This is a genomic window from Burkholderia sp. JPY481, assembly GCF_038900515.1.
In the GTDB taxonomy this organism is placed as follows: Bacteria; Pseudomonadota; Gammaproteobacteria; order Burkholderiales; family Burkholderiaceae; genus Paraburkholderia; species Paraburkholderia youngii.
This window is the reverse complement of the sequence record NZ_JAYMRT010000002.1, coordinates 196,278-213,749: the sequence shown is the minus strand read 5'-3', so window position 1 is coordinate 213,749 and position 17,472 is coordinate 196,278. Positions and strand designations below refer to the sequence as shown.

13 protein-coding genes are annotated in these 17,472 nt (G+C 64.4%); 11 read left to right on the top strand and 2 right to left on the bottom strand.

The window, feature by feature from the left end:
- Window positions 1-10: 10 nt before the first annotated feature.
- The 4 genes from VSR82_RS06250 (at window position 11) to VSR82_RS06235 (ending at window position 4,668) form a co-directional block, all read left to right on the top strand.
- Window positions 11-1,000, top strand: a complete 990-nt coding sequence (locus tag VSR82_RS06250) for a LysR family transcriptional regulator (RefSeq protein WP_368583479.1) — start codon at window positions 11-13, stop codon at window positions 998-1,000.
- Between the two features lie 104 nt (window positions 1,001-1,104).
- Entirely contained in the window at window positions 1,105-2,298 is a 1,194-nt protein-coding gene (locus tag VSR82_RS06245) for a CaiB/BaiF CoA transferase family protein (RefSeq protein WP_368583480.1), read from the top strand.
- Window positions 2,295-3,260 (top strand): hydroxymethylglutaryl-CoA lyase, encoded by a 966-nt coding sequence (locus tag VSR82_RS06240; RefSeq protein ID WP_429456349.1) that lies wholly within the window; start codon window positions 2,295-2,297, stop codon window positions 3,258-3,260. The genes VSR82_RS06245 and VSR82_RS06240 overlap by 4 nt, the downstream gene beginning before the upstream one ends.
- A 76-nt stretch (window positions 3,261-3,336) precedes the next feature.
- The gene (locus VSR82_RS06235) at window positions 3,337-4,668 is read left to right on the top strand and encodes an MFS transporter (RefSeq protein WP_410848744.1); all 1,332 of its coding nucleotides are present in this window, start codon (window positions 3,337-3,339) and stop codon (window positions 4,666-4,668) included.
- Window positions 4,669-5,061: 393 nt separating this feature from the next.
- Here VSR82_RS06235 and VSR82_RS06230 read toward each other — a convergent pair whose 3' ends face one another.
- The gene (locus tag VSR82_RS06230; protein WP_368583483.1) at window positions 5,062-5,793 is read right to left on the bottom strand and encodes a GntR family transcriptional regulator; all 732 of its coding nucleotides are present in this window, start codon (window positions 5,791-5,793) and stop codon (window positions 5,062-5,064) included.
- 170 nt (window positions 5,794-5,963) lie between these two features.
- Between VSR82_RS06230 and VSR82_RS06225 the strand changes: the two genes are divergently transcribed.
- The 4 genes from VSR82_RS06225 to VSR82_RS06210 all read left to right on the top strand — a co-directional run bounded on the left by VSR82_RS06225 (window position 5,964) and on the right by VSR82_RS06210 (window position 12,478).
- Complete coding sequence (locus VSR82_RS06225; RefSeq protein WP_429456352.1) at window positions 5,964-7,184, top strand: pyridoxal-phosphate-dependent aminotransferase family protein; 1,221 nt, start codon at window positions 5,964-5,966, stop codon at window positions 7,182-7,184.
- Between the two features lie 174 nt (window positions 7,185-7,358).
- Window positions 7,359-8,645, top strand: a complete 1,287-nt coding sequence (locus VSR82_RS06220; RefSeq protein ID WP_410848746.1) for an MFS transporter — start codon at window positions 7,359-7,361, stop codon at window positions 8,643-8,645.
- A 3-nt stretch (window positions 8,646-8,648) separates the two neighbouring features.
- Window positions 8,649-9,398 (top strand): 2-keto-4-pentenoate hydratase, encoded by a 750-nt coding sequence (locus VSR82_RS06215; protein WP_429456354.1) that lies wholly within the window; start codon window positions 8,649-8,651, stop codon window positions 9,396-9,398.
- A gap of 47 nt (window positions 9,399-9,445) precedes the next feature.
- Window positions 9,446-12,478: an FAD-binding and (Fe-S)-binding domain-containing protein gene (locus VSR82_RS06210; protein ID WP_429456356.1), complete on the top strand. Its 3,033-nt coding sequence runs from the start codon at window positions 9,446-9,448 to the stop codon at window positions 12,476-12,478.
- A 36-nt stretch (window positions 12,479-12,514) separates the two neighbouring features.
- On the opposite strand, the gene VSR82_RS06205 is transcribed toward VSR82_RS06210, so the two are convergent.
- Window positions 12,515-13,390: a helix-turn-helix domain-containing protein gene (locus VSR82_RS06205; RefSeq protein ID WP_410848749.1), complete on the bottom strand. Its 876-nt coding sequence runs from the start codon at window positions 13,388-13,390 to the stop codon at window positions 12,515-12,517.
- A gap of 235 nt (window positions 13,391-13,625) precedes the next feature.
- On the opposite strand from VSR82_RS06205, the gene VSR82_RS06200 reads away from it, so the two are divergent.
- The 3 genes from VSR82_RS06200 to VSR82_RS06190 all read left to right on the top strand — a co-directional run bounded on the left by VSR82_RS06200 (window position 13,626) and on the right by VSR82_RS06190 (window position 17,397).
- Window positions 13,626-14,528, top strand: coding sequence for a DMT family transporter (locus tag VSR82_RS06200; RefSeq protein WP_429456358.1), 903 nt, complete (start codon window positions 13,626-13,628; stop codon window positions 14,526-14,528).
- Window positions 14,529-14,861: 333 nt separating this feature from the next.
- Entirely contained in the window at window positions 14,862-17,045 is a 2,184-nt protein-coding gene (locus tag VSR82_RS06195; RefSeq protein WP_429456360.1) for a hypothetical protein, read from the top strand.
- A gap of 94 nt (window positions 17,046-17,139) precedes the next feature.
- A complete protein-coding gene (locus tag VSR82_RS06190; RefSeq protein WP_176107130.1) occupies window positions 17,140-17,397 on the top strand; it encodes a hypothetical protein in 258 nt (85 codons plus the stop codon).
- Window positions 17,398-17,472 lie beyond the last annotated feature (75 nt).

Sequence of the window (17,472 nt, the reverse complement as noted above, 5' to 3'; positions counted from 1 at the left end):
TCGCCGCCCCATGGTCATCAAAAACCTTCTCCGTAAACTCGACCTCACCACGCTGCAGCTCTTTCTCGCCGTGTTCGAGGAGGGCACGCTAACGCGTGCCGCTGAGCGCGAGGCGATCGCAGTGTCCGCCGCCAGCAAGCGGCTGGTCGAACTCGAACAGGCGGTCGGCGCGTCGCTGTTCCAGCGCAACGCGCGCGGCATGACGCTGACGCCGGCCGGCGAAACGCTGCTGCATCACGCGCGCCGGGTGCTGCGCGACATCGAGAGCATCGGCATCGAACTGGCCGGCCATGCTAGCGGCGTGCTCGGCTATGTGCGGATGATGGCGAACCTGTCGGCGATCGTCGAATTTCTGCCCGAAGATCTGCGCGCGTTCCAGTCGCTGCACGAGCGCGTGAAGGTCGATCTCGAGGAGCGGCCGAGCGGCGGCGTCGTCAAGGCCGTCGACGAAAGCCTCGCCGATCTCGGCATCTGTTCCGGCGACGCCGATACGCGCGAGCTGCACGTCGAACACTACCGGCGCGATTCGCTCGTGATCGTGATGCGCGACGATCATCCGCTCGCGGCACGCGCGAGCATCGCGTTCGCCGAAACGCTCGATGGTGATCACGTCGGCCTGCATTCGGCGAGCTCGATCAACGCGCGTACGCACCTCGCCGCGCGTCAGGCCGGCAAGCCGCTACGGCTGCGCATCCACGTGCCGGGTTTCGATGCGGTCTGTCGGATGGTGCAAGCCGGCATGGGCGTCGGTGTGCTGCCGCAGAAGGTGTATCAGCTGATGGGCCGCCCGCTCGGCCTCGTCGGCACGGCGCTCGACGACGATTGGGCCGAGCGCAGCCTCGTGCTCGTCGTGCGTGACGTCGATGCGTTGTCGCCTGTGAGCCGGCTGCTGTTCGATCATCTGCGCACGGTCGAAGCGCGCGAAACGGCAGCGGACGCTCAACCCGAACCCGCTCCGATCACCACCGAACCACCGCGCCGCTCCCGCAGCCGCCGCTGAGCGTTCGCCGTTCGCGAACGGTCGTTGGCGAATTGCGGTTGGACGTCGCCACCACGCCGCTTCTAAGCTGTCTCCCAATACGAAACGAGTTCGGAGACGGCAACATGGGTGGACCACTGCAGGGTATTCGCGTCGTCGAGATCGGCACGCTCATTGCGGCGCCGTTCGCCGCGCGACTGATGGCCGAGTTCGGCGCCGATGTGATCAAGATCGAAGCGCCCGAAACCGGCGACCCCCTTCGGAAATGGCGCAAGCTGCATGAAGGCACGTCGCTGTGGTGGTATCTGCAGTCGCGCAACAAGAAGTCCGTCTGCGTGAATCTGAAATCGGCCGATGGCGTCGAAATCGTCAAGCGCCTTGCCGCCGATGCCGACGTCGTCATCGAAAATCTGCGTCCCGGTGCGCTCGAAAAGCTCGGCCTCGGCTGGGACGTGCTGCACGCGCTGAACCCGAAACTGACGATGGTGCGCATTTCCGGCTACGGCCAGTCCGGCCCGTATCGTGACCGGCCAGGCTTCGGTGCGATCGGCGAAGCGATGGGCGGCATCCGTTACACGACCGGTGAAGTGGACGGCGCACCGGCGCGCGTCGGCGTGAGTCTCGGCGATTCACTCGCGTCGCTGCACGGCGTGATCGGCGCGCTGATGTCGCTGCTGCGCGTGAAGACGGGGCAGGGCGAAGGCCAGGTGGTCGACGTGTCGCTGGTCGAGAGCGTGTTCAATCTGATGGAAAGCCTCGTGCCCGAATACGACCTGCTCGGCCATGTGCGCGAGCGCAGCGGCGGCGCGCTGCCGGGCATCGCCCCTTCGAACACCTATCGCACCGAGGACGACGGCTATGTCGTGATCGCGGGCAACAGCGATCCGATCTTCAAGCGGCTGATGCATCTGATCGGCCGCGCCGATCTCGCGGACGATCCCGCGCTCGCGCACAACGACGGCCGCGTGAAGCAGGTCGCGATGCTCGATCAGGCGATCACCGAGTGGACCTCGCATCACGCGACCGAAGACGTGCTGGCCGCGCTCGAACGCGCCGCAGTGCCGGCGGGCCGCATCTATTCGGTGGCCGACATCGTCGCCGATCCGCATTACCAGGCGCGCGACATGTTGCTGCAGGCGCAATTGCCGGGCGGCGCGTCGGTGAAGATGCCGGGCATCGTGCCGAAGCTGTCGGACACGCCGGGCGAAGTGCGCTGGCAAGGACCGACGCTCGGTGAACACACCAGCAGCGTGCTCAGCGAGCTTGGATTCGCGAGCGAAGACATCGAGCGGCTTCGTCGCGAGGGAGCGGTGCAATGAATTCCATGATCTTTTCCACGCGCGAGGGCGCGTCATTCGACCGACTGATCGTGCAGGAAGTCGCCCCGCGCGATGGCCTGCAGATCGAACCCACCTGGGTCGAAACCGCCGACAAGATCGCGCTGATCAACGGGCTATCCACATGCGGATTCACGCGTATCGAAGCGGGCTCGTTCGTGTCGCCGAAGGCGATTCCGGCGTTGCGCGACGGCGAGGCGGTGTTCCAGCAGATCGAGCGGCAACCCGGCGTGATCTACGTCGCGCTGGTGCCGAACCTGAAGGGCGCCGAGCGCGCGTTGTCCGCGCGCGCCGACGAACTGAACCTCGTGATGTCCGCGAGCCAGACGCATAACCGCGCGAACATGCGCATGAGCTGCGAGTCGTCGCTCGCGGCGTTCGACGATATTGTGCGTCGCGCGTTGGCCGCGGGCGTGCGGCTCAATGCGACGGTGGCGACCGCGTTCGGCTGTCCGTTCGAAGGCCGAATCGACGAAGACCGCGTGATCGGCATCGTCGACGCATATCGCGAGATGGGCATCGAAGGCATCACGCTCGCCGATACGACCGGCATGGCGAATCCGCGTCAGGTCGCGCGGCTCGTCGCGCGCGTGCTCGAAACCCTGCCGGCCACGGCGCTCACGCTGCACTTCCATAACACGCGCGGTCTCGGTCTCGCCAACGTGCTCGCCGCGTATCAAACCGGCGCGCGCCGCTTCGATGCGGCGCTCGGCGGCCTCGGCGGCTGCCCGTTCGCGCCGGGCGCCTCAGGCAACATCTGCACCGAAGACCTCGTGAACCTGTGCGACGAAATGGGCATTCCGACCGGGATCGATCTGCCGAAGCTGCTCGCGCTGTCGCGCGGCTTGCCTGCGTTGCTCGGCCACGACGTGCCGGGGCAAGTCGCCAAGGCAGGCCGCAATTGCGATTTGCATCCGGCGCCCGACTACGTTCGGCAGATCTGAACCGAACCCCGACAAACAACCCCTCAACCGATCAAACGACCGGACGGCACCGCCGAATCCGGCATTGGAGACAAGCATGAGTGACCTGGGCGCAGTGGCGGGCAGTACCCGCGAACATGGCGCGGACGATCTCGCGGCGATCGTCCGCAAAGTCGCGTGGCGGCTGATGCCGCTCATCATGATCTGCTATCTGTTCGCGTTCTTCGACCGCATCAATATCAGCTTCGCGAAGTTCCAGTTGCAAAGCGATCTGGGCTTGTCCGATACCGCGTACGGTCTCGGCGCGAGTCTGTTCGTGATCGGCTACGTGCTGTTCGAGGTGCCCAGCAATCTGTTCCTGTACAAGGTCGGCGCGCGACGCTGGATCGCGCGGATCATGATCTCGTGGGGACTCGCGACCGCGGCGATGGTGTTCGTCAACAACGAATGGCAGTTCTACGGGCTGCGCTTCGTGATCGGCGCGATGGAGGCGGGCTTCGCGCCCGGCGTGCTGTACTACCTGACGCTGTGGTTTCCGACCGAATATCGCGGCCGCATCACGTCGATGCTGTTTCTCGCGTCGGCGTTCTCGGGGCTGGTCGGTGCGCCGCTCGCGGGGCTCGTGATCGGCCATATGGACGGCGTGCTCGGCATGCCAGGCTGGCACTGGCTGTTCCTGCTCGGCGGCTTGCCGTGTGTGGCGCTCGGCCTGCTGGTGCTGAAGCTGCTGAAGGATCGCATCGACGATGCGGGCTGGCTGTCGTCGGCGGAGAAGAGCTTGCTCGCCGGGCAGATCGCGCAGCAAAGCCGCCCGGCGCCGACCGGCCATTCGCTGCTGGGCGCGCTGAAAACGCCGGGCTTCCTGACCCTCGGGCTCGTGTACTTCCTGATTCAGATCGCGTCGTACGGTCTGAATTTCTGGGCTCCGCATCTGATTCACGTGGCGGGTACGAAGAATCCCACCGTGGTCGGCCTGCTGACGGCGGTGCCTTATGTGTGCGGCGCGATCTGCATGGTGGTGGTCGGGCGCCTGTCGGACGCGACCGGCGAGCGGCGCAAGTTCGTGTTCGGGCTGCTGTTGATGTCGGCGCTCGGCTTCTTCGCCGCGGGCTACTTCGACAAACAGACCGCCTTGCTGGTGGTCGCGCTTGCGGTGATGGGCGCGGGCGTGGTCGCATCGATTCCGGCATTCTGGGCGCTGCCGCCCAAGCTGCTGACGGGCGCGGGCGCCGCGGGCGGTATCGCGTTGATCAACACGCTCGGACAACTCGGCGGGATCGTGAGCCCGGTGATGGTGGGCCGTGTGAAGGATCTGACCGGCAGCACGACGCCGGCGCTGTATGTGATCGGTGCGATGAGCGTGGTGTGCGCGCTGATCGTGCTGTATGGGCTGCCCGAGTCGCTGCGCAGCCGTGAAACGACGCAGTGAAATCGATGTGCAGGGCGCGGTCGTTCGCTTGCATCAGGCGACCTGCCGCGCCGCTGCCCGCTCCCGCATCCGCGAACGATAGGCCTGCCGCATCAATCACTTGGCAGGCCTGTGCGCAGGTTGTCCACAAGCTTGTTCCCAAATTATGTGGACAACTGGTCTTCGAGGTTGGTCCGACTGATACGGCATCCTTGCCAAGCGCGCTCGCCGCTATCACGGACTCCGTAGCGACGCTCGCTGCCTACGCGTGCACCGCATGCGGATAGTTCTCACGCTTCAAGTACTTAGGCTCGCTGTGCGAAGGTTGTCCACAGGCTTGCCAACAATTTAGGTGGACAAGTTTTGTTTGCCGACAGGGTGCCGTGAAGCGTGACTCTGCATCAGTCGTCCGCATCACGCCTTCAACACGGAGGCCGAAGCGACCACTTCGTCCTGCACCGGCACCTGCAAAACCGCATCCCGTTTATCGAGCAGATGCTGCCGCAAAATCGCGCTGAGCTTCTTGCCGTCGCGAGCCTCGAGCGCCTTCAGCATTTCATCGTGGTCGTGAATCGCGCGGTCCCACTTCGGCGTCTGATAGTTCGAGCGAAAGCGCAGCGCCTGCAGCCGCCGGTTGATCGACACATACGTCTGCCGCAGCGCTGAATTTCTCGCCGCTTCGTTGATCTTGTCGTGAATCGCCTGGTTGCGGCTGTAGTAGCCCGGCAGATCGTTCTGCGCGCGGCACGCGAGCATCGCGTAATGCAGTGCCTTGATCTCGGCGAGTTCGGCCGCCGTGATGCGCTCCGCTGCGAGTTCGCCCGAGAACGCTTCGAGGCCGCTCATCAATTCGAAGGTTTCGCGCACTTCCGCCTCCGACATTTTCGACACCGACGCGCCCCGGTTCGGCGAAATTTCGATCAAGCCCTCGGCGGCCAGCACCTTCAGCGCTTCGCGCAGCGGCGTGCGGGAAATGCCGAGCGTTTCGCACAACTCGCGCTCGTTCAGTTTCTTGCCGGGCGCCAGCACGCCCTCGACGATAAAGCGGCGGATGTGCTCTACCACCGTGTCATGCAGGCGCTGACGCTCGACCTTCGGCATCAGCGGGGCTGCGGTCACTCCCGCGTCGACATCCGAATTTTGCATACAAAAACCCTCAGCTCACATGATGTGGGATTTTATCGGAACCATATCGATTAGTTAATCGAGCGCAAACGCGGGTAAACACGGGCCTCAACGAGCATATTTCGCCTTGGGAGCGTCACGATTCTTCTGATACAGTTTTTTGAATGCAAAATTCAAATTGGAGGAACCCGATGCTGAAGCTAGATTTTCATCCCGCTGGCCGTCACTTCCTGCAGATTCCGGGGCCGAGTCCGGTGCCCGATCGCATCCTCCGCGCGATGAGCTATCCGACCATCGACCACCGCGGCCACGAGTTCGGCGAACTGGGTCTGAAGGTGCTCGACGGCATCAAGAAGATCTTCAAGACGCAGCAGCCGGTCGTCATCTATCCGGCGTCCGGCACGGGCGCATGGGAAGCGGCGCTGTCGAATACGCTGAGCCCCGGCGATCACGTGCTGATGTTCGAGACCGGCCACTTCGCGACGCTATGGAAAAAGATGGCCGAGAAGCTCGGCCTGAAGCCCGAGTTCCTGGGTCTGCCAGGCATCGAAGGCTGGCGGCGCGGCGTGCAGCCGCAAATGATCGAAGAGCGTCTGCGCGCCGACCCGCAGCATGCGATCAAGGCGGTCTGCGTCGTGCACAACGAAACTTCGACCGGCGTCACGTCCGACATCGCCGCCGTGCGCCGAGCGATCGACGCCGCGGGCCATCCGGCGCTGCTGCTCGTCGATACGATCTCCGGTCTCGCGTGCGCTGACTACCGCCACGACGAATGGGGTGTCGACGTGACCGTGTCGGGCTCGCAAAAGGGCTTGATGCTGCCGCCGGGCATCAGCTTCAACGCGATCTCGCCGAAGGCGATGGCCGCCAACCAGCACGCGAAGCTGCCGCGCAGCTTCTGGGACTGGTCGGAAATCGTCGAAATGAACAAGACCGGCTACTGGCCCTACACACCGAACACGAACCTGCTGTATGGCCTGCACGAAGCGATCGAGATGATTCTCGGCGAAGGGCTCGACAACGTGTTCGCGCGTCACGAGCGGCTCGCCGAAGCGACGCGCCGCGCGGTGCGTGCGTGGGGGCTCGAAATCCAGTGCGCCGATCCCGCCGTGTATAGCCCGGTGCTCACGGGCGTGATGATGCCCGACGGCGTCGATGCCGACGCTGTGCGCAAGCTGATCTACGAGCGCTTCGATATGTCGCTCGGCACGGGCCTCGGCAAGATGAAGGGTCGCATGTTCCGTATCGGCCATCTTGGCGATTGCAACGATCTGACGCTGCTCGCGACCCTGGCCGGCTGCGAAATGGGTCTGCGGCTTGCTGGCATACCCCTTAAGGAAAGCGGCATGCCTGCCGCTATGGAGTGGTTGAGCCACGCACCGAAGACGCCGGGGTTGAAGGCCGCGGCATAAGCGCCACCAGCAGGAAACAACCCGCAACACCAGGGAGCGCATTTCTCATCGGGCCGCGCGCAGAACGCTGCCATCACAACATGCAATGCGTCCATAACGGCTGTCGCGGCCGACGGGCGACGACGCAGCGCGCCACTTCAAGCGCGCCGTCGACACATGCCACGGAGAGAGAGGATGAAACGGTTTCGTTTGACCAGTGCGACCAGTATCGTTCTAGTGATGCTGTGCATCATGTACTTCATCACGTACCTCGATCGCGTGAACGTCAGCACCGCGGCCGCGGGTTTCGGCAAGGAATTCAATCTCACGCATACGCAGGTCGGCCTCGTGTTCTCGGCTTTCGCGTATCCGTATCTGCTGTTTCAGGTGATCGGCGGCTGGGTCAGCGATCGCTTCGGCGCGCGGCGCACGCTGCTGTTTTGCGGTGCAATCTGGGGTCTCGCGACGGTGTTCACGGGCCTCGCGGGCGGGCTCGCTTCGTTGCTCGCCGCGCGGCTCGTGCTCGGTTTCGGTGAAGGCGCGACGTTCCCGGCGGCAACATCGGCGATGTCGCGCTGGGTCGCGAAAGAAAAACGCGGCTTCGCGCAGGGCATCACGCACGCGGCGTCGCGAGTCGGCAATGCGGTCGCGCCGGCCCTCATCGTGCTGGTAATGACCACCTGGGGCTGGCGCGAATCGTTCTATATCTGCGGCGCGCTGAGCCTGGTGTGGGTCGCCCTGTGGGCGATCACGTTCACCGAGCATCCGAAAGATCATCCGCGCATCACGCCGGAGGAACTCGCGGTGCTGCCCGCGGTGAAGCCGAAAGTCGCAGGCCTGCCGTGGGGCAAGCTGTTTCGCCGCATGGCGCCGGTCACGATCGTCTACTTCTGCTACGGCTGGACGCTGTGGCTGTTCCTGAGCTGGATTCCGCTGTACTTCCTGCACAACCATCATCTGCAATTGCAGAAGTCGGCGATCTTCGCGTCGGTCGTGTTCTTTGCCGGCGTGATCGGCGATACGCTCGGCGGCCTCGTCACCGATGCGATCTTCAAGCGCACCGGCAGCCTCAAGCGCGCGCGCAGCTGGATGGTGTCGGGGTGCATGCTGTTCTGTCTGCTGTCGCTGATTCCGTTGATGTTCACGCATGACCTGACGCTGTCGATCGCCTGTCTCGCGTCGGGCTTCTTCTTCGCCGAGATGACGATCGGCCCGATGTGGGCGATTCCGATGGATATCGCGCCGGAATTCTCCGGCACCGCCAGCGGCATGATGAACACGGGCTCGGCGCTGGCCGCGATCATCTCGCCGGTGATGGGCGGCTTTCTGATCGACCACTTCGGCAACTGGGATCTGCCGTTCGTCGGCAGCATGTTGCTGATGGGCATCGGCGTCGTGCTCGCGTTCCGCATGCAGCCGGAGAGCCGCTTCGAACTCAGCGCGTCGGAGAAGGCGCAGGTTTCCAGCCGGATGGGCGCGTAAAACATGACTTCATCACTCAGCCAGCTTCTTGCCGATGCGCGTCGCAGTCGTACGGTGCTCGACACGTTGCCGCCGGAACAGTTGCCGTCCGATGCCGACGCGGCCTACGCAATCCAGCACGAAATCCTGAGCGCGTGCGGCGCGCGAATCGGCGGCTGGAAGATCGGCGCGAAGTCGGCGAGCGGGCCGATTCAAGGAGCGCCATTGCCCGACATCGATCTGCATGCCGACGGTGTGCGTCTGTCGCGCGAAGGTTTCGCCCCGCTCGGGCTCGAACTCGAAGTCGCGTTCCGTTTCGGCCGGCGTTTCGAGCCTTCCGCGACGCCGTACGGCGAAGACGAAGTGCTCGCGGGTATCGGCTCGATCGGCGCGACCATCGAGATCGTCGCGAGCCGCTATGCCGCGTGGCCCGCCATCGACAAACTAGCGCAGCTCGCGGACCTGCAGAATCACGGTGCGCTGATCGTCGGCGAATTCACGCGGTATCGCGAGGATTTCCCGTACTTGGCGCCGTCGCTGCAATTTGAGTTCAACGGACGCAATGTCGTCGCAACGACGCCCGCGAATCCAGCCGGCGATCCGCGGCGGCTGTTGACGTGGCTCGTCAATCACGCGAGTGCGCGCGGTATCGCGGTGACTCCGGAGATGGTGATCACCGCCGGTTCGTACACCGGCATGTTCTTTCCGCGCGAGGCGGGCAACGTGAGCGGGCATATCGAAGGGCTCGCGCCGGTGCATCTGACGCTGTACTAGGTAATTCGAGCCGCGCGGCTCACGCGCGCTCCTCACAGGCCGACGAAATGACGAATCCCACTGCGGGCTTGCTCGTCAAGCCGATCCATCTGGTCCCCTCCGCCGCGCGTGCCACGAGTCCGCTCGCGCAGCATCTGCGCAAAGCGCTGCGCGGCGATGTGCTGTTCGACCTCGCGAGCCGCGGCCGCTACGCGACCGATGCGTCGATCTATCAGATCACCCCGGTCGGCGTCGTGGTGCCGCGCGATCAGGACGATCTGCGCATCGCGCTCGAGATTGCGCGCAGCGAGAAAGTACCGCTGCTCGCGCGCGGCGCGGGCACGAGCCAGTGCGGGCAGACGGTCGGCGAAGCGCTGGTGGTCGATACGAGCAAGTGGCTCAACAACATCGTCGCGTTCGATGCCGACGCGCGCACCGTGACGGTCGAGCCCGGCGTCGTGCTCGATCATCTGAACGCGTGGCTAAAGCCGCATGGACTGTGGTTCCCGGTCGATGTATCGACTTCTGCGCAATGCACGATCGGCGGCATGGCCGGCAACAACTCGTGCGGCTCGCGCTCGATCGAGTACGGCAATATGGTGCACAACGTCGACGCGATCGACGCGATTCTCGCCGACGGCAGCGAAGCGCGCTTCGCGTCGCTGCGCGAGGCGCCGCAAGGCGAGCGCTTGCAGCAGATCGTCGCGGGCGTCGCGCGGATCGCGCAGCGCGAGCGTGATGAAATCGTCGCGCGCGTGCCGAAGGTGCTGCGCCGAGTGGCGGGCTACAACATCGATCTGTTCGACTGCCAGAGTCCGCGCGCCTATACCGATGACGGCAGCGCGAACCTCGCACATCTGCTGGTCGGCTCCGAGGGCACGCTCGCATTCAGCCGGCAGATCACGCTGAAGCTCGCGCCGCTGCCCGCGCACAAGGCGCTCGGCGTGGTCAACTTTCCGACCTTCCGGCAGTCGATGGCGCTCACGCAGCACATCGTCAAACTTAAGCCGGTCGCGGTCGAACTGGTCGATCGCACGATGATCGATCTCGCGTTGAGCAATCCCGCGTTTCGTCCGGTGATCGAGAAGGCGCTGGTCGGTGAGCCGCAGGCGATTTTGCTCGTCGAGTTCGCGGGCGAGGATCGGGACGCGCAGCTCGCGTCGCTGAAGCAGTTGACCGAGTTGATGGGCGAGCTGGGCTTGCCCGATGCGGTCGTCGAGATGCCGGACGCGAATGCGCAAAAAGCGCTGTGGGAAGTGCGCAAGGCCGGTCTCAACATCATGATGAGTATGAAGGGCGATGGCAAGCCGGTGTCCTTCATCGAAGACTGCGCGGTGCCGCTCGAACATCTGGCCGACTATACGAGCCGCCTCACCGATGTGTTTCATCGCCACGGCACCGAGGGCACCTGGTACGCGCATGCGAGCGTCGGCACGCTGCACGTGCGGCCGATTCTCGACATGCGCCGCGACGGCGCAACGAAGATGCGGGCGATCGCCGAGGAAGCGGCCGCGCTGGTGCGCGAGTACAAGGGCGCGTATTCCGGCGAGCATGGCGACGGTCTGTGCCGCGGCGAATGGGTCGCGTGGCAATACGGGCCGCGGCTTAACGAGGCGTTCAGCGAGATCAAGGCGCTGTTCGATCCGGACAATCGCTTCAATCCAGACAAGATCGTGCGTCCGCCGAAGATGGACGACGCGCGCAATTTCCGCTTTGCGCCGGGCTATCGCGAACAGCGTATCGAAACAGTGCTCGACTGGTCGATGTGGAACGTGAAGCGCGATCCGCTGACGGGAGAAGAAAGCGCGCCGGGCAGCGGTGACGACCTGAGCGGCGGTCTCGCGAAAGCGGTCGAGATGTGCAACAACAATGGCCACTGTCGCAAGTTCGACGCGGGCACGATGTGCCCGAGTTATCGCGTGACGAAGGACGAGCAGCATCTGACGCGCGGGCGAGCCAACACGTTGCGGCTCGCGATTTCGGGCCAGCTCGGCGAAAGCGGACTCGCGGGCGATGACGTCAAGGAAACGCTCGACCTGTGCGTATCGTGCAAGGGCTGCAAGCGCGATTGCCCGACCGGCGTCGATATGGCGAAGTTCAAGCTCGAGGCGCGGGCGGCGCGGGCGAGGACGCATGGCGTGCGGCTGCGCGATAGGCTCGTCGCGTTCATGCCCCGCTATGCGGGCGCTGCGAGCCGCATGCCGGGACTGGTGGCGCTCGCGGACAACGTGCCGGTGCTGTCGGCGTGGTTCAAGCGCGCGGCCGGGTTCGCTGCCGAGCGGAGTTTGCCGCGGTTCAAGAAGGCGTTTCTGGCCGATGCGGTGTCCGCGAGGCCTGCACGCGAGGCCGCGCAGCCGTCCACGCTGAAAGAAGTGCTGCTGTTCGTCGATACCTTCAACAACCACATCGAGCCCGACAACGCACGTGCCGCGCAACAGGTGCTCCAAGCGGCGGGCTACACGGTTCACTTCAATGCACGCCCGGGCGAGCGTCCTGTGTGTTGCGGCCGCACGTTTCTCGCGGCGGGTCTTGTCGATGAAGCGAAACAGGAAGCGCGGCGCATGCTCGATCTGTTCCGGCCGTTCGTCGAACGCGGCGTGCCGGTGGTGGGTCTTGAGCCATCGTGTCTGCTGTCGTTGCGCGATGAATTTCTGCAGTACGGTTTCGGCGACGAAGCGCGGCGCCTCGCGCAGCACGCGTTTCTATTCGAGGAATTCCTCGTGCGCGAAGAAAACGCTGGGCGTTTGCAGCTCAAATTGAAACCGCTGCCGATGCAGCAGGCGCTCGTGCACGGCCACTGCCATCAGAAGGCGTTCGACGCATTCACGCCGGTGCAGACCGTGCTGAAGTGGATTCCCGAATTGAAGGTATCGACGGTCGAATCGTCGTGCTGCGGTATGGCCGGCAGCTTCGGCTACGAAGCCGAGCACTACGCGACTTCGCAGGCGATGGCGGAGCTGTCGCTGCTGCCCGCGGTCCGCAAGCTCGACGCCGCCACGGTGATGGTCGCCGATGGCACCAGCTGCCGGCATCAGATTCACGATGGAGCGGGCGTGGACGCGATTCACGTCGCGCGCATGCTGGCGATGGCGCTGCAATGACGCGGAGCTAACTGGAAAGCGAAACCCGAACGCGACTCAAACGCCGATAGCCTGCCGAAACCCGCTCGGCGTCACACCGACAGCCTCGCGAAACCGGTGGCTAAAGTGACTCGCGTTCGCATAGCCGCATTGCTCGGCGATTTGCGCGAGCGGCAACGTCGTCGTGCGCAGCAGCGTGCGCGCGCGATCGAGCCGTTGCCGCGCGATCCACGCGGCCGGCGGCAACCCAAACGACTCCCGAAACATCCGCGCAAGATGAAACTCCGATAGCGCCGCGACACCCGACAGCTCACCGAGCGTCAACGGCTGCGCGAGACGACTGTCGATATAGTCGCGCAGGCGGCGCCGCGTCGCGGCCGACAGCCCGCCCTTCAGCGCCACGTTCGCGCGCCGCACGCCTTGTCCGCGCAACAGCAGGCTCAGCACTTCGTGCGCGGTTTCGTTGGTGCGCAGCAGACCGTCGGGACTTTCCCACTCCTCGTTGACGAGCGACTGGCACAGACTCGCAATGCGCGGGTCCTCGAAATAGGTCCGATCGGCGAGCGTCAATTCGCGCGGCTCGCGGTCGAGCTCCTGTACCGCGCGTCGCGTGAAGTGCTCGGGCAGGAAGTACAGGTGCATGAAGTGCATATGGCCGCGCACCCACCAGCGCGATTCGTGATCGCCGGGCAGTGCGCACAGCCGCGACGGCGCGCCGTAGTGGCCCGGCATTTTCTGGCGCTCGGTGCGATAGCCGCCGTCCAGATAGCACGACAGCGTGTGATGGCCGGGCCGCTCATAGATGGTCTCGGCTTCCTTCGTGTCGCGGGTCCAGAGTGCGATCGCGAGTCCGTCGCCGAGCCACGCGAAGCGGTCCAGATGCGCGTTCGCACTGGCGAGAGTGTGACAGACCGACTGCAGGCCAAAAGGCATGCCGGCGGTGGATATCACGGGAGCGGACGGGCTGGCGGTCACGGCGGCGAGCGGAGGATTTCCGGTGATGCGTCGGGTTGAGCGGCCAGTATACGGCGCGGCCAGTCTGGCCGCTCATTGCCACGAAAAAGTGCGCAATTTTGGACAATTGCAGGCGGCGGCGCGGCTGCATAGTCGGGGCTATCGTCAATGCTGCGCGTTATGGCAGCTTGTCATTGCAGTCCGAGGCCCGACCATGAATCTTTTGCTTTATGCCGTCACCGTGCTGATCTGGGGCACCACCTGGATCGCGATCAAATGGCAACTCGGCGCGGTGCCGCCGCCGGTATCGATTGCCTGGCGTTTCTGGATCGCCGCGCTGCTGCTGTTCGCGCTGCTGCGCATCATGCGCCGGCCGATCTGGCCGCCGCGCGACGCCTGGCGCTACCTCGCCGCGCAGGGCCTCGCGTTGTTCTGCCTCAATTTCCTGTGCTTCTACTACGCCGAACAGATCGTGCCGAGCGGGCTCGTCGCGGTGGTGTTCTCGACCGCGCCGCTGCTGAACTCGATCAACGGGCGGCTGTTCATGGGCCGGCCGCTGCAGCCGAGCGCGATTGCGGGCGCATTGCTCGGACTCGTCGGCATCGTCTGTTTGTTCGTGCAGCAGATGGCGGGGCATCTCGGCGATCACACCGCGTGGCTCGGGCTCGGCGTCGCGTTTCTCGGCACGCTGTGCTTCTCGGCCGGCAACCTGCTGTCGAGCCGCATGCAGTCGATGGGCCTGCATCCGTTCGCGACCAATAGCTGGGCGATGCTGATCGGCGCGGCCGTCCTGACGCTCGGTAGTCTGTTCGCCGGCTATTCGTTCACGGTGGAACCGTCGGCGCGCTATCTCGGCGCGCTCGCATATCTCGCGGTGTTCGGCTCGGTGATCGGCTTTACGGCGTACCTGATGCTGGTGGGCCGCATGGGCCCGGAGCGCGCCGCCTACTGCACGGTGCTGTTTCCGATCGTCGCGCTTGCGGCGTCGACGCTGTTCGAGGGTTACCGCTGGTCAGTGCTCGCGGTGGTCGGTCTGCTGCTCGTCGTAGCCGGCAATCTGGTCGCGTTCGATCTGACGCGGCGGATCTTCGTGCGTCGCCGGGCGGCGCGAACATGATGATGTGCATCGCGCTCAAGGTGAGGATTTACAGGAGCAGAACAAGCGCTTGAATCTCTGACCGGTGAGGATTTACGGGAACCGGTTTTTACCGGCTTCGTGAACGAAAGATTTGGTTTGAATCGTAAATCGATGCAAATGGAATGAATTGGATTGGGTGACATTCAATTATCTTTTTTTATTAATAAGTTTGCTATTTTTATATGAGAGGATAAAACGCCAACTCTGATGTGCGCACATCGTAACGCTACCAGCAATGATGCGCGTACAGGCGAAGCACGCCGGTCAGCCTGCCTGCCGTGCGTGCTTCGCGCCTAGCAAGGATCGACCGCCGTGAAGATTTTCCCCCGCCTTGGCCTGGCCGTGGTTCTAATCCATAGCCTGATCTCGCCGAATGTCTCCGCGCAATCCAAATTGAATTACACGACATCATGGGTCGGTAATAGTTTCGGATTTGGCGACGGCAAATGGATACAGCAGGATATTCAGGCCATTAGCGTCGATGCCAATGGCACCGTTTATACGAATGCGCCGTGGGACGAAAGCGGCAGCGAAATTGCCGCCTATCGCGCGGGGGACAAGCTCGCGGTCGCCGGTTCGACGCACGGCTGGGGCGCGGCCGGCGGCGACGCGGTGGCGGTGAATCACACGTACCTGTACGCGGCGATGTCGATCGGCAACGAGAACAATGCGCTGGTCGGCGCCGACTATCCGCCGGCCAATCAGACCTGGTACGGCATCACGCGGCGCACGCTCGCGAATCTCGCGGCCGGCGCGCCGTTTTCCGGCGGCATCGGCAATAGCGCGAACGCGACGAAGAACAGTTTCGTCGCGGTACAAACGGTGCAGACCGGCATCGACGCGGGCATTCGCGGCCTCGCCGCGAACGACAGCGAACTCTATGCGGCCGACACGTACGGCAACCGGATCGTCGTGTACGACGCGCAATCGATGCAGCCGCTGCGTTCGTGGAGCGTCGCATCGCCCGCGCGCATCGCGATCGACACCGACTCGACGCTGTGGATCATCAGCGCCTTCGGCACCGGCAGCCTGAGCGTCCTGCACTACCGCGCCGACGGCACCGCGCTCGCCGGTCCATTGGCGCTGCCCGCTGGCAGCGTGCCAACCGACCTCACGGTCACGCCATCCGGCCAGCTGCTGGTCGCCGACAACGGCGTTTCGCAGCAGATTCTCGTATTCAACAAAGGCGCGGGCGGCCAGATGCAGGCCGGCGCGTCGATTGGCACGCGCAACGGCATCTTCCATCCGGCGCGCGGCGTGCCGGGTGATACGCGCTTCAACGGCATCACCGGCATCGGCGTCGACGCGGCGGGCAATCTGTACGTCGCGCAAAACGGCGAAGGACCGCGCGCGCTGGGCTCGGCATCGGTAGGGCAAGGCGCGGTGCTGGAGAGCTACGTGTACGGCACGCGCGTGCTCAACTGGCGGCTCTACGGCCTGACTTTCGTCGATAGCGGCGCGTTCGATCCGGCCACGCCCGCTTCGATCTACACGGGCTCGAAGCGCTTCACGCTCGATTACCGGCAGCCGGCCGGCCACGAATGGTCATACGCGGCGTTCACGCTCGATCGCTTCGATTACCCCGACGACCCCGCGTTTCACCAGCCGCGCGGCGTGCGCGGCGAACCGATGGTGCGCAGATTCAATGGCCAGCGTTTTCTCTATACGCTCGATCCCGGCGCGCACTATCTGAACGTCTATCGCTTCGATGCCGCGCATGGCGAGATTGCGATTCCGTCAGGGATGCTCGCGCAGAATCCGCTGCCGGGCAGCTGGCCCGCCGCGCAACCAACTTACGGCGAATGGTTGTGGCGCGATAGCAATGGCAATGGCACCGTCGACGCGAGCGAGATCAGCGGCAATCCGTCGACCGGCAGCACGGTCGGCAACGGCTTCTGGTGGGTCGACGATTCCGGCAACGTGTGGCTCGCCACGCCATTGAGCGGCGTGCGCGAGATGCCGCTGCAAGGTCTCGACTCCACAGGCAATCCGATCTACACGTACGCAAGTGCGAAGATGTTCGCGATGCCCGCGCCGTTCACGCGGCTCGCACGGCTCGTCTATGTCGCAGCGACCGACACGATGTATCTGTCCGGCTTCACGAGCGCGATTCCGTGGGACCCGACGCACTGGAAGGAAGCGGGCCCGGTGCTTGCGCGCTACGACAACTGGAGCAGCGGCACGCCGGCCCTGACTTACACGGTCTCGCTGCCGTGGAACACGCAAAGCGATCCGCAGACCACCACGGTCGGCGTTGCGGTGGCGGGCAACTATGTCTTCGTCGCGGAGTTGTACACCGATCGCATCGACGTCTACGACGCGCGCAACGGCACGGCCGTCGGTTATATGACGCCGGGCGCGAACGTCGGCGGTAAGAGCGGCTGGGTCGACGTGTATCTCGGCATCAGCGCGGTGCAGCGCGATAACGGCGAGTACGTGGTGCTGGTCGAAGACGACGCGCGCGCGAAGCTGCTGATGTATCGCTGGACGCCTTGACGTGGGTCGCCGTCGCGCCGAACACGAATAGACGGCGGCGCATGATCGGTATATAACAACTTTACCGATGCACTCAAAGGAGTGGTGTTCGATCATGACGCAAGACGTTCCTCCCAAGCCGCCCTCCGACGATCGTCCGGAGATCGAGCAGCTCGACGCGGCGCTCAGTCACGTCGATCAGCAGATGTCGTCAGGTGGCATTGCGTCGGGCGCGGCGAAAGGCATTGTCTACAGTCTGATCGAAACGCTCGGCGCGCTGGTCGGCGATCCCGATTTGCCGGAGCACGCGCGTTCGGGGTATGAAGGGCTGCTGGAGGCCGCGCGCGAGTTGCGCGCGAAGCTGGAGCGCTGAGCGATGAGCCGAGTGGACCGCTGAACCGGCGGGTTCGCTTCGGCGCAGCCATCGTGCTGTCTGTGCTACAAAAGC